The sequence below is a fragment of the Sphingobacterium sp. UBA7625 genome, from assembly GCF_002484085.1.
Classification (GTDB): Bacteria; Bacteroidota; Bacteroidia; order Sphingobacteriales; family Sphingobacteriaceae; genus Sphingobacterium; species Sphingobacterium athyrii.
On sequence record NZ_DLJD01000015.1, the window covers coordinates 58,904 to 71,791 of the forward strand.

General features: G+C 37.5%; 14 protein-coding genes and 1 tRNA gene. 5 read left to right on the top strand and 10 right to left on the bottom strand.

Annotated features, from left to right (window positions below; genetic code table 11):
• Positions 1-173: 173 nt before the first annotated feature.
• The 8 genes from B4G94_RS06105 to B4G94_RS06140 all read right to left on the bottom strand — a co-directional run bounded on the left by B4G94_RS06105 (position 174) and on the right by B4G94_RS06140 (position 7,240).
• A complete protein-coding gene (locus B4G94_RS06105; protein WP_286857765.1) occupies positions 174-737 on the bottom strand; it encodes a lipocalin family protein in 564 nt (187 codons plus the stop codon).
• Positions 721-1,422 carry a lycopene cyclase domain-containing protein gene (locus B4G94_RS06110; RefSeq protein WP_286857766.1) on the bottom strand — a complete coding sequence of 234 codons (702 nt, stop codon included), beginning with the start codon at positions 1,420-1,422 and terminating at the stop codon, positions 721-723. Before B4G94_RS06110 ends, B4G94_RS06105 begins: the two co-directional genes overlap by 17 nt.
• Complete coding sequence (locus B4G94_RS06115; protein ID WP_286857768.1) at positions 1,422-1,877, bottom strand: sterol desaturase family protein; 456 nt, start codon at positions 1,875-1,877, stop codon at positions 1,422-1,424. Before B4G94_RS06115 ends, B4G94_RS06110 begins: the two co-directional genes overlap by 1 nt.
• A gap of 19 nt (positions 1,878-1,896) precedes the next feature.
• Positions 1,897-2,733: a phytoene/squalene synthase family protein gene (locus B4G94_RS06120; RefSeq protein WP_286857770.1), complete on the bottom strand. Its 837-nt coding sequence runs from the start codon at positions 2,731-2,733 to the stop codon at positions 1,897-1,899.
• Positions 2,734-2,737: 4 nt separating this feature from the next.
• Entirely contained in the window at positions 2,738-4,210 is a 1,473-nt protein-coding gene (locus B4G94_RS06125; protein WP_286857772.1) for a phytoene desaturase family protein, read from the bottom strand.
• A 21-nt stretch (positions 4,211-4,231) separates the two neighbouring features.
• The gene (locus tag B4G94_RS06130; protein WP_286857775.1) at positions 4,232-4,873 is read right to left on the bottom strand and encodes a MarR family winged helix-turn-helix transcriptional regulator; all 642 of its coding nucleotides are present in this window, start codon (positions 4,871-4,873) and stop codon (positions 4,232-4,234) included.
• 380 nt (positions 4,874-5,253) lie between these two features.
• The gene (locus B4G94_RS06135; protein ID WP_286857776.1) at positions 5,254-6,057 is read right to left on the bottom strand and encodes a 3-keto-disaccharide hydrolase; all 804 of its coding nucleotides are present in this window, start codon (positions 6,055-6,057) and stop codon (positions 5,254-5,256) included.
• A gap of 262 nt (positions 6,058-6,319) precedes the next feature.
• Positions 6,320-7,240 (bottom strand): toxin-antitoxin system YwqK family antitoxin, encoded by a 921-nt coding sequence (locus B4G94_RS06140; RefSeq protein ID WP_286857777.1) that lies wholly within the window; start codon positions 7,238-7,240, stop codon positions 6,320-6,322.
• 338 nt (positions 7,241-7,578) lie between these two features.
• On the opposite strand from B4G94_RS06140, the gene B4G94_RS06145 reads away from it, so the two are divergent.
• Positions 7,579-7,660, top strand: a tRNA-Leu gene (locus B4G94_RS06145).
• A gap of 213 nt (positions 7,661-7,873) precedes the next feature.
• On the opposite strand, the gene B4G94_RS06150 is transcribed toward B4G94_RS06145, so the two are convergent.
• The gene (locus tag B4G94_RS06150; RefSeq protein ID WP_108632776.1) at positions 7,874-8,257 is read right to left on the bottom strand and encodes a hypothetical protein; all 384 of its coding nucleotides are present in this window, start codon (positions 8,255-8,257) and stop codon (positions 7,874-7,876) included.
• Positions 8,258-8,671: 414 nt separating this feature from the next.
• Here B4G94_RS06150 and B4G94_RS06155 point away from each other — a divergent pair, with 414 nt between their 5' ends.
• Both B4G94_RS06155 and B4G94_RS06160 read left to right on the top strand, forming a co-directional pair.
• A complete protein-coding gene (locus tag B4G94_RS06155; protein ID WP_286857778.1) occupies positions 8,672-9,481 on the top strand; it encodes a hypothetical protein in 810 nt (269 codons plus the stop codon).
• Positions 9,475-9,747: a hypothetical protein gene (locus B4G94_RS06160; protein ID WP_286857779.1), complete on the top strand. Its 273-nt coding sequence runs from the start codon at positions 9,475-9,477 to the stop codon at positions 9,745-9,747. The genes B4G94_RS06155 and B4G94_RS06160 overlap by 7 nt, the downstream gene beginning before the upstream one ends.
• Positions 9,748-9,932: 185 nt before the next feature.
• On the opposite strand, the gene B4G94_RS06165 is transcribed toward B4G94_RS06160, so the two are convergent.
• Positions 9,933-10,901 carry an ROK family protein gene (locus B4G94_RS06165; protein WP_165305920.1) on the bottom strand — a complete coding sequence of 323 codons (969 nt, stop codon included), beginning with the start codon at positions 10,899-10,901 and terminating at the stop codon, positions 9,933-9,935.
• A gap of 317 nt (positions 10,902-11,218) precedes the next feature.
• On the opposite strand from B4G94_RS06165, the gene B4G94_RS06170 reads away from it, so the two are divergent.
• On the top strand, positions 11,219-11,983 hold the full coding sequence (locus B4G94_RS06170) for a ferritin-like domain-containing protein (RefSeq protein ID WP_313533120.1): 765 nt from the start codon (positions 11,219-11,221) through the stop codon (positions 11,981-11,983).
• A gap of 21 nt (positions 11,984-12,004) precedes the next feature.
• Positions 12,005-12,838, top strand: a complete 834-nt coding sequence (locus B4G94_RS06175; RefSeq protein WP_108632781.1) for a ferritin-like domain-containing protein — start codon at positions 12,005-12,007, stop codon at positions 12,836-12,838.
• The last annotated feature ends 50 nt before the right edge of the window (positions 12,839-12,888 follow it).

Here is a 12,888-nt window from a genome sequence, read left to right on the forward strand (position 1 = left end):
ACTTTTATTGGTATAAAAAATTAGGTATTGGTTTTCGTCTCTAACCAGATCCGTTCGACATACTCATCAAATGAGGTCGAATGTTATAAATCAAAACTACTAGAATTATCCTTATTTACAGGTGTAGATTTTGGTCTAATAGGTGGAATAAATGGTATTTGACCCCACCGCTCCTATTGAGGAAGAAACGGATTGTCTTTCCGATCATGTTTCACCCAGATCAGTTTCGAAGTATTGTAGCCAATTTCCTGCGCAATTTTCAGGTAATTTGTTTTTACATCTTCGGGAATGGTTTTGTCTCTTGATAAGATCCATAGGTAATTTAAATCCTTTCCCGCAACTAAAGCATAGCGATAGTTCGAATCCAAAGCAACGACATTATAACCTGAATAGAAGGGACCAAAAAAACTAACTTTCAGAGCTGCTTCGCTTTGATTGCCTCTGAATTTCGCCAGTCCATCCGCTTTTACCCACTCTTTTTTGACCGTATTATATCCGCTATTCAATACCACAACATTACGATCGGTGTTTAAACTATATTGGGCAGAAACATTATTGAGATCTTTTTCAAAACGTGAGTCCAATCGTGCGATCTCATACCATGCACCAAGATAACGATTCAGGTCAAATTTCTTGACAGGGTGAGCATTGGGCGGAATAGAAGAACATGCAGCCACAATCACCAAGGTAAAACCAATCATTATAATGGTTATCCACCATTTATGCATTTTTAACATGGGCGTTGTTTTGAAATTTTTTAAAGAAATAAAGAACCAATAAAAACTGTGTGTATCCATATACCGCATCCTCAATAGGTATGGTAAACACCCGAAAGCCTATAAAATCGGCTGGATTATAATTGACGATAGGCGATTCTAATCCAGTTCCGGTAAGAATGCCATTAACAGGTAAAAATCCCAGCATAAGAACTGTAAAGACTAATGAGGCCTGACTAATCCATTGTACTCGGAGGACAAAATGGAAAACCAACAACGTCAATATCGTAACCAGGGCGGTGACTAATGTATATATGCGATCGCTGTAGCGAAGTGCCACAACGGCACAAACGATAATGCTTACAAAAACCACTATATTGTTGAACGCACTAAGCGCTTTCAACTCGAAAAATTTATCGATACAGAAATAAGTAAATATGCAGGAAAAAGGAATAAAGATAAAAAACAACCATTCTTCCAAAGGTAATCCTGCAATAACTAATCCCACTGTATACCGAGTATCGAACCACCATACACCACGATGGGTAAACCACACGTCCCAAGCAATAAAAAAAACCGCAACAATTATTGATGCTTTAAAAAAAGGGATAAACGCTCGATCGAATCGGATTCGCTTATCGAATGAAGCTATAAAGCAGATAAATACTGTAAAAAATAGGATCAGGGCGTAGGTATACTGTATCATTACTTTTCTTTTTCACTATACATGTTAAAATATTTGATTGGCACATATAAAAAACCAAAACATTCGCCTTCTTCCTTTCCAAGATGCTTGTGATGTTGTTTATGTGCTCGTCTCAGCGCCAGAAAATACCTATTTTTTGTTTTGCTCAAAAATTTGAAACGTTGATGTATAAAAATATCATGCACAAAGAAATAAGCCATACCATATAACATAATCCCCAGGCCAATGTAAAATAGATAATTATAATTCTCTAATGAGCCATAATACATTAACGCAATTGTGGGAAGAGCGAATATCACAAAGAAATAATCATTCTTTTCTAAAAACCCATTATTGCTATGATCATGATGATCTCTATGCAGTATCCAAAGAAAGCCATGCATAATATATTTATGAATCAACCAAGTAGCTCCCTCCATAGAAATAAAAATGATTATTACGATTAAAATATTCATGATACCCATTGTTTGATATTTATAAAAATGCTGCTTTGTAGCGCAAATAACTTTTAAATGCGACGTAAGCTTTTTCTGTATTGGCTATCCTGATCCTATTTTCCAAAATATCTTTAGAAGATTTCTTCCTAATTTTTGCAAAAAGAGAAAGGTAATACTTATAGGCCAGATAAACACCAAATCGGGCTGATTTAGGCAGTTTTTTTATACCCAAAAATGCCTCTTTAAATTCTTGATGGATTTCGTCTTCGATTTGGCCTTTCAGCTTATTATCGAACACTTCCATATTCAGATTGGGAAAGTAAGTGCGCCCGAGAATATGATAATCTTCTTTCAGATCACGTAAAAAATTAATCTTTTGAAATGCAGAACCAAGTTTCATGGCATAAGGCTTTAGCTCTTCATAACGTTGTTTATTACCCTCTGTAAATACCTGTAAGCACATCAATCCGACGACCTCTGCGGAACCATATATGTATTCATTGTATAACGCTGAATTATAATCCAACTTTTTCAGGTCCATTGACATACTGTGGAGGAATTGATTAATGAGATCACGGTCAATGGCATATTTATGAACAGTTTCCTGAAATGACTGTAATATGGGGTTCAAAGAAATTCTTTCTTCCAATGCACAATCTGTTTCCAGATGCAAGCGACTTAAAAGTCGTTTTCTATCGTAGCCTTGAAAACTGTCGACTATTTCATCGGCCAATCTCACGTAACCATAGATCGCATAAATACTGTTGCGAATATTAGGTTTCAGGGCCAAAATGCCTAGCGAAAAGCTTGTACTATATTTTTCGGTTGTCTTTCTGCTTACCTCATAAGCAAGTTCATCAAACAGCTTTTTCATGGTTTTATAGATTTAGATCAATGACTTCTTTAGCAACTATTTTTCCAGAGATAATGGATGGTGGTACCCCAGGACCGGGAATGGTCAATTGTCCTGTATAAAATAGATTATGGATTTTTTGATTTTTAATTTTCGGTTTCCAAACAGCAGTTTGCCTTAATGTATTTGCCAGGCCATATGCATTGCCCCCATACGCATTATAATCGTTAACAAAGTCCCTTACACAATAACTTCGCTTATATACGATCTGTTCATAGAGGTTGCCTGCTCCGGTATGCCGTTCAAGACGCTTAAGCATTTTTAATAAGTACTCTTCCCGTGTTTTATCATCATCATTAATACCTGTTGCTACCGGCATCAACAAAAAGAGGTTCTCCTGATTTTCTGGCGCGACATGCGTATCCGTTTTTGACGGACAACACACATAGAACAATGGCTTTTCTGGCCACTTTTTATCACCATATATACTCGCTATATGTTCATCCAGATCAGGTTCAAAGAAAAGTGTATGGTGGGTTAAGTTGGGGATAGTTGATTTCATACCCAAGTAGTAAATAAGACAAGAGGGTGCAAATGTTCTATTTTTCCAATACGAATCAGTATAGTTTTTTAAATCTTCAGGCAGCAGTGTTTCTATATGGTGATAATCGGCCGAAGCAACAACGAAATCAAACGCTATTTTTTTGCCATCAATAATGAGTGAAGTAATGGTTTTATTTTTAATTTCCAGCGCTTCCACATTGTGGTTAAAATGGAAGGTAGCTCCCTGTATTTGCGCTACCTTCTGCATAGCTAATACCAGCTGATAAAAACCTCCTTTAGGGTAATGTGTGCCTAGCGCATATCCCCCATAATTCATTAAACTATATAGCGCTGGAATTTCTTTTGGTGAAGCGCCCAAAAAAATCACAGGGAACTCCATCAAAGTGCGTAATCGTTTATCTAAAAAATATCTGGCCACATAGGATCTGAAATTGGAAAGCAAATCTAGTTTAAGAGCACTAAACGCAATTTTTGGCGAAAGAAACTCCCCCCAACTATGACAGGGCTTGTTGACAAAATCACGCATTCCGACTTCATATTTAAATTTCGCGGACTGCATAAATTTATCCAGCTTGGAAGCAGCTCCGGGTTCAATACTTTCAAATAGCAGTTTTAATTCTTCATAAGATTCGGGGATACTGAAATTCGCAGAATCAAATACCATCTCAAACTGTGGATTGAGTGATACAAGATCAAAAAAATCCGAAGTACTGCAACCGAAGTCTGAAAAGAACGATTCAATAATATCTGGCATCCAGTACCAACTGGGGCCCATGTCGAAACGAAAGCCTTCGGGAGTCGAAAACTGTCTGGCACGGCCCCCGGCCTGTTCATGCTTTTCAAAGACATGAACCTCATACCCTGCTTTGGATAAATAGGCCGCGGCAGAAAGCCCAGAAAAACCAGCACCAATTACAGCTATCTTTTTTTTCATTTTCTTTGTATCTCTATTCTTTTATTTTAGTTCATCCAGCAATCTGTCCGGTGCAAAATTCTTTTCATAAATTGCTTGATGAAAATCACTTAACTTATTGAGCAATCGTATCAATTCCATTTTCTCGAGATGAGTTAAATCACCTGAAACAATTTGAGTCGCATGACGTATATTTTGCATTTGCCCCTCTAATACTTGCAGTCCCTTTTCTGTAATATTAATTAGCTTACTACGCCTATCCTGTTGCGAATCTTTCTGAGCTATCCATCCTTGCTTGATCAATCGGTTAACAATTGCTATACCGACTGGTTTCTCATGGATATTTCTTTTGATCAATTCCATTTTCGTCATCTCTCCAAATGATTTTAAGGTGATCAGGTAAATAAATTCCTCCTGCGTTGAAAAATCAGAGCCCCAAATAGCAGCTTTTGAATAATTCTTTGCGAATCTATTCATATGTACAATTAAGGTACTAATAACACTTTCTGGGCTACGTCCTTTTTCCTTACCTTCCCAAGTGGGCTCCACAACAGGCTGTACAGCCTGTTGTGCAATCCATTCCTTAAATCCTTCCACTTGATTGCTGTACATATTTATTGTCGAATTCTCTTCTTCAAATTTTTCTATCAGCACTAAGACCTCTTTTAAAAGTTGATATTTCATACACCTCGAATTAGAACATAAATATACTTATTTTAGTTTTAAAATTTTTAAAAAACATATAAATAGTATAAAAACATACTAAATAACGATAGTTTGTTTGATAAAAGTGGTCTGAGCGGGACGTTTCTAAAATAAAAAAGCAGGATCTATGTCCTGCTTCTTTATTTTAGAAATGTTCTATATCATTTATATAATTGATCCATTATTTTCACTGTCTCGTAAAATTCATCTATCAGCGTATCTTGACAGGAATATTGTGAGCATATGGTTAGGAACCCGGCAGTAACAGTCCACCTAGGCTCTTTTTATGTATATACTCTTCCGACCTTACTGTATATCTTACAAACTTGGACATTTTACAAAAAAAGGAGGAATTGTTTTTAATCCCTTGGTTTAGGGAGTTCTTTAATCCAAATATTTTTAAAGTCTACGGGTTGCCCTTCACTCTGCAATGCGATAAACCCACTGCTCAACAATTTACCGTCAATCTTAATTTTTGGATCATATCCATTTGCTACGCTGCCTCCGATCTGTGGTTTGGAATATTCCAGGACAGTATCTCCATTAATAATATGCCTTATTAACGAGTCGCCCAATACGATCAATTCTCCTTTCACCCATTGATCGCCATCATAAGTTTTTGAAATTGAATTTAAACAATGTGAGGATGCCATCTTGCCTTGGTAGACCACATTAGTCCCTGGAGAGCACATATTACCAGTAGGTCGTGGTTGACCATCTCCCAATCCGCCCAAAAGTTGCATTTCTATGGATATTGGCCAATCCTGTTCTTTCAACATCGTTCTGGGATCCTGAGAATGAAACATAACACCACTATTACGAAGCGTATAGGAAGGCGCACCTTTTTGAAGATCACCGACAAAACGATATTCAAATTTCAAATGATAATAAGAAAAGGGTGTTTTATAATATAAATGTCCAAACTGGTCGTTAAAATCACCGTACTGATCGTATCTAATCTTAATTATTCCATCTTCAACCCTAAAGGTATTGCCAAAATTCACGCCGACATCGTGATGATGAATTTTGACAAACCAGTTTTTAATGTCTTTTCCATTGAACAATGGTTTCCAGCCGTTGTTGTTATCTCGCTGGCCCTTCATTCCGGTACAGCCAGTAAAAATAGAACTAACGGCTAAAATTGTATAGATTAATCGTTTCATTTAAAAGTGAGCTATTGGGTTTAAATTGAAGACCAATATACGATATATTCCTTTAAGCTTTACAGTGAGCACTTATCCAATGACTACCAAACATTTTCAAAAATTAAGGGAAAGCTGTCCAAAGACTAAAACAGCTCCCATTGCAAATGAAGGGTAGCCTTCAAAATGATTTCCGTAAAACAACATCAACGTTTTTAGCTAAACAGTCCTTATACAATTTTATATTTCATCTGTTTCCAAATGGATAGTTTTTACCTCAAAACTATTCTTCTTGATAATTTTCAGTTCTTATAAGCTCTCCCTGTTCATCATAAAATTTCCATTCGCCAGACTTTTTGCCATTCTGATAACGACCAAATTCTCTAAGCTTTCCATTTTCATGATAAAACTGGCTTAGACCTTCCGCTATTCCCTTTTCATATCTTATGTTTTGTAGCAAAATGCCTTTATTCCCGTATAATTTCCAGTCCCCAATCTTCTTGCCATCCTCATAGGCACCGATTTCCCATAACTCTCCATTAAGATTATAATGCTTCCATTCACCATTTTCCTTATTGTCTTTGTAGGTTCCGATTTTTTCCAACGTACCATTTTGATAGTACATTTTCCATTCACCCTCGGCGGCATAGCCATGGCGGTTTCCAATTCGTTTCAGCCCGCCATCGTCATAATATTCTCGAAATTCCCCTTTGGGATCTCCATTTTCATAGTTCCAGATTTCATGAAGATTTCCGTTGGTATGATAGACTTTCCATTCGCCTATGGCTTGTCCATCTTTATAATTTCCGATTTCGGCGAGCTTCCCCGTGGATTGGTATGTTTTGGAAATCCCGCTTTTTTCACCATTTTCATATTGCCAGATTGCACGAAGTTGCCCGTTTTCATGATAGCTCTCCCATATGCCAATTTTAATTCCATTTTCATATTTCCCCAGTTCTTCTAATTTTCCACTTTCATAATGGGACCTAAATTCACCTGTTTCTTTTCCGTTTCGGAATCTTACCATTGCTTCGGGTTTTCCGCTTTCATAGAACATTTTCCATATACCTGTCTCTTTACCGGTTTCATCGTATTGTCCTGTCGACCTTATCTTTCCACTGGGATAATGACTTTCAAACTTTTTCTGTGCAAAGGAGGAAAGATGAATAAAGAGTACGGCAACAAGTGTGATTAGTGTTTTCATTAGATTTCCTGTCATTCGTCAAAATATGTTAGCTCTTATTTAAGCACAATAAAAAACAATTTCAATATATTACAGAAGAACTTTTTACAATCCGTTTCAACTATTTTAAATTTGGCAAAAAGCAACGCTTAATATCAAAAAAATCAGATCAAAAGTAGTAAAATCTCTTTTTTAAATTTGATGGGTTAAAAAAACAAGGATAAGAGAATGCATTTAATGATAAAAAATCGTATTGAAAATATCTACCTCATAATGTGCGCTGTACATCGAATGTTTGCAGAATACTTGCAAGATATAGCTTAGCTTTATATATTTGCGACATCAAAAGAAATCCTAATGCGGAAGTGGCGTAATTGGTAGCCGCACCAGACTTAGGATCTGGCGCCGCAAGGCGTGGGGGTTCGAGTCCCTTCTTCCGCACATAAAAAAACTCCCGATTTTAAAATCTCGGGAGTTTTTTTATTCCAAAATACTTTATATTTCGTCCCTCAGGTATGGTTTACATGCTATTCGAAGAAAATACAAATGTCGATCAGCCCAAATATCATATTGAGCAAAATAAAAACAGGCTACTGGCTCGTCCCTAGTAGACTTTTCTTAAATAGCTCGACAAACTAAAACTAGTATCATCTTCTAGGCAGACCAGTCAAATGGTTTTGTACAGGGGTCGCACTCAAATTTTAACACCTTACCCAAGCTCTTTGCTTTTTTTCCCTTTTTCACAAATACATAAGCAAGGTCTACAGATTCTTCAACTTCATTGCCATTCTCATCCCTGCCTTTCAATACTACGGAATAATATGTTCCATCCGGATATTTTTTATAAAAGACTTCGTTAATGGTGATCTTTTTAGGTGTTTCATTATCACAGCAGCTGCACCACAAGACAACAACTGTTTCTTTTTTAAGGTATCCAACCGCCTTCTCCGCCTGAGCTTGTGTTAAGGCATGGAGTTGATCTGCTCTTGAAAAAAAAGCAGTACATAGTAATACAAAAAGTAAAATGGTCTTCTTCATCCGTTTAAATTATTTATAAGTGTTGGTCTCATCAATAGAAATGAGTTCGTTTACTCATTACATTGATATTTTAAAGTATTCGTGAACTCAATCGTCCGATTCACCCGGCTCATGCTGCCTTTGGCTGTTTCAGCTATTTAAATTTGTTTTTAGTTATGATAAAAAGTTTTAAATAATTTACTGAGCAAATATTATGCCTTTTCATAATTATTTGCAATGGTTCTTTTCTATGCAATCGTGATCTGATTTATAAATATCACGCGAACAAACGTTAAATTAACACACGGAACTTTATACAAAAAAAATAAATTTTAACTTTGAGTATAAATTACAAATATTTAAATTTGCATCTAACTCGTATAATGAACTAAATACCGAAACTAAACCATCAATATAAATTAACATTTAGTTACCATGCAATCTATTCACATTAAAACTGAGAAAAATTTTTTCATTAAATTCTTCCAACACTTGTTTTTGATCTGTTTGATCTCAACTAGTCATTTTATAATCAGCTGTTCTTCCGACGACGACATCATCCAAGAAGAAATTGAAAACTCGACAGCCTGGATGGACGATCTCGAATCATCATTGGGCGTTGGCACAAAGAGTAAATTAAGCACCTGGATTGAAAAAGGGCTCAATGGGGCGATGCTTAAAGAAGCATTTGCAAAAACCGGGAGTAAAGCTGATCTGTTAAAAAATCTTGAAACAGCCCAAAGCATCTACCATCAGCGCGTATATATTGCGGACTGGGACAATATACCCGGGATTGCTAAATCAAATTATGTAGCTAATGGTATGACAACGGGAAAAAAACATCCCCAATGGAATAATCCGGAGCTTGACTTACCAGCAGTTGAAGCAGCCAACTTTGTGAATGCGGAAGCAAAGGAGCTCCCTGCAGGAACGAAAATATATCGCGTGACCGGTGGTAATCCCGCTGGAGGATATTGGACGAAGAAGCAGCCTAAGTCTATTGGAGAAGTCATCGGTGGTACAGCTGTACAACCTGCGTGGAACAACTTTAGCAAATTCTACGTTTACACTGTACCTCAGCAGCAGGTATTAAAAGTTTGGGAGGGAATCACAGCAAGACAACCTATCGGTCAAGATATTGTAAATCCGCATCTTCGCGGAGGGGAAATCCAATTATTCTTACCTATCTTAGTCAGAGATGAAGCATTCAAAACATTGGTTCAAGAAATTCCATTACCATGGTAGATCTTAAAAAAGTACAAGAAGATTACCTATTGCTACTTCAATTAGTACAATCTGAAATGGCAATGAATACTTCCGTAGAATCTTTGTTTAATTACTTAAAATCCAAGGAAGGGCATTTTACCCATTTTGATCAAAATTTTAATAGCAAAGATTTACTTGAATTCATAAGAAGTGTAAATCGTTATGCAGATGAATTTTTGTTTTCAGATCAAAACAATGCGCAGATACGTAAGCTAATGAACAGCATATACGAAAATTTGGGTTAGCAACATATAACATTCTATTTGACAACACTTAAATAGGGGGATCCAAAAAAACTGGATCCCCCTGCTTTTATTGAATTTCTCCTAACTTATTTCATCTTCATTTCAACCATGTAATTCTCAAAGGATTGCTTTTACTTTTTGGACATACAACTTACTTGCACCTACAATATAACGCGTGATAGCTATTATTTTTCCCAAACCAATGCACTGGCGCCGAGAATAGCGGCATCAGCTTCTTCCAGCTCGCTGAAAACGAGTTTCACTTTATTTCTAAATAAGGGAAAAAGATTTCTTTCCATATGTAATTTCGCTGGTTTTAAAATAAAATCACCGGCCTTAATCACCCCACCAAACAATAGAATAGCTTCAGGAGAGGAGAACATCACAAAATTTGCCAATGCCTCACCTAATTTTTGCCCGGTATACCTGAATACTTCAATGGCTATGGGATCCCCCTTCACTGCACATTCATGGACCGTTTTAGAATTTATCGCGTCTTCAGGATATTGATTCAACATCGACTCAGGAAATTCGGCCCTCATTTTCTTGGCTGTAATTGTAATCCCTGTTGCAGAAGCATAAGCTTCCAAACTCCCTTCAGACCCTGTACTCCAGTGCTTTCTTCCGCCCGGCTTGACAATAGTATGGCCCAATTCTCCAGCAAATCCATCATGCCCATAAATAAGCTTACCTCCGGCCACGATACCGCTTCCTACGCCCGTTCCCAAAGTAATCATAATAAAATCCTTCATTCCTCGCGCAGCTCCAAAAAGCATTTCACCATAGGCCGCAGCGTTTGCGTCGTTGGTGATGGTACACGGAATTTTAAATTTGGCAGTCATTAAATCACTAAATCGGATCACACCTTTCCAAGGAAGATTCGGAGCATGGTCTATTGTACCTGTATAATAATTCGCATCGGGAGCTCCAACTCCAATTCCGTCGAAGCTATTTTCACCACCGAACTTTTCAATAAAAGGGTGAGCCTTTTCATATAAAGCGTCAATAAATTCTTCAACATGCTCATAATCATCTGTTCGTATGCTTCCTTTTTCAAGAACTTCCCCACGATGATTGACCACCCCGAATTTAGTGTTTGTTCCTCCGATATCTATTCCTAACGCTACACGTTTTGATAAATCTATTAATGACATTGCTATTCCTTGTTTCTAAGTTCAAAATTGTAAAAAAGATAGTATTTTACGGGGAATTAAACAAGAGATTAGTTGAATAGTTACAGAAAAGAACTATTTATCCAATGTTTTTTTCATTACAGGTATCCGGACTCCATTTTTTAGCTTCTTTCTTCCCCCCTTCGCTGCCTAATCAAACAACAGAAAACAAAAAAATTTGAGCAACCTAGTCTGAACATATACAATTCCGCCACGATAATTTGTTATTGAAAGCGGAAAAGATATAATATTTTAATAAAAATCAAATTCAGCAATCCAAGCATCTCAAAAAGTCGTAAATGACAATAAGTACAGAAAATTATAAACTAAAGACTTTTGTTATGGAAAAGATGACAGATAACAATGAACCACTATTGAATCATCGTAGTGAACTAGAAATGAAAGATCTCAGAAGAAGAGATTTTTTAAAATTTGCAGGAGCAGGTGCTGCATCACTCGCTCTTCTCGGGCTATCGAGCTGTAAAAAAGACCATGATGACGACATGGACAATGGCGGGAAAGGCATGTATTTTGGCAGTGGTGACATTGCAATATTGAATTATGCCTATGCTCTGGAGCAGCTCGAAGCCGCCTTTTACATTCAGTTGGTCAACAATCCTTATTCTGGGATCACGGATCTGGAAAAGGCTTTTTTTACTGATATCAGGGACCACGAAATTGCCCATCGCGAGTTTTTCAAAGTAGCATTGGGAGCCAAGGCGATATCCAGTCTTGAATTTAATCTGTCCGGCATTAATTTCGGCAGTCGCGCCAGTGTTTTAGCAACGGCAAAGACATTTGAAGATCTCGGTGTCTCTGCTTACAACGGTGCAGGTTGGTTAATTAAAGATCCGAATTATTTATTATTGGCAGGTAAGATCGTTTCTGTCGAAGCACGACACGCAGCATGGGTTCGCGACATGATAGATAATGGCACTTTTGCCAACCAAGAGGTGGTAGATTCGAACGGACTAGATGTAGCCAAGAGCCCAAGCGTCGTCTTGAGTGCCGCAGCCCCATTTATCAAATCTAAAATCGATGTAAAGGATCTACCAACTTATTAATGTACCTAAAATTTGATTATCATGAATCTTTTAAATGTTTTTGAACAAATAAATACGATAGATCCTGAATTCAGCGATCGTATCAGTCCGCGACGGGAAGCCATTAAAAACCTGGCTTCGATGAGCAAAAAAGTAAGCTTGGCAGCATTACCATTTTTTATTGGTGAGCTCTTCAAAAAGGCTTATGGCGCCACGGCCCCCACAGATGTCAACGGTGTTCTTAATTATGCTTTAACGTTAGAATACCTTGAAGCTGAATATTATACAATGGGTGTTGCTAAAGCAGGTCTCATTCCATCTGGAAAACCCCTTGGAGCAATTACCACGATCCGTGATCATGAGGTCGCCCACGTTAATTTTCTAAAACAGGTACTGGGCAATAAAGCTGTCTCAAAGCCTACTTTTGACTTTACAGCTGGAGGTACCTTTGGCAATGTCTTTAGTGATTACGACACATTTTTAGCTGTTGCTCAAGCCTTTGAAGACACTGGAGTACGGGCATATAAAGGACAGGCAGGCATATTATTAGGAAATAGAGTGGTGCTGACTGCTGCATTGCAGATCCACTCTGTTGAGGCTAGACATGCGTCACATATTCGTCAGATGCGACGTGCTCGTGGTGGCGGTGCCGCCGATCAGAAACCCTGGATTACAGGAAGCAATGACACTGGAATCGGGGCAGTAGTAAACCCTATATATGCTGGTGAAAACAATGTGATACAGGGAGGAGTCGATATCACAACCTTATCCGGTTCGATGGGAAAAATATCAACAAGTGCGGCAACACAGTCTTTTGATGAACCACTTTCTGCCGAAGCTGTACTTAATATTGCAGGTTTATTTATTAAAGCTTAACAAGAGTCCTCGTTAACCTGTTTTGAATGAGGCTGTCTCAAATTTATTTG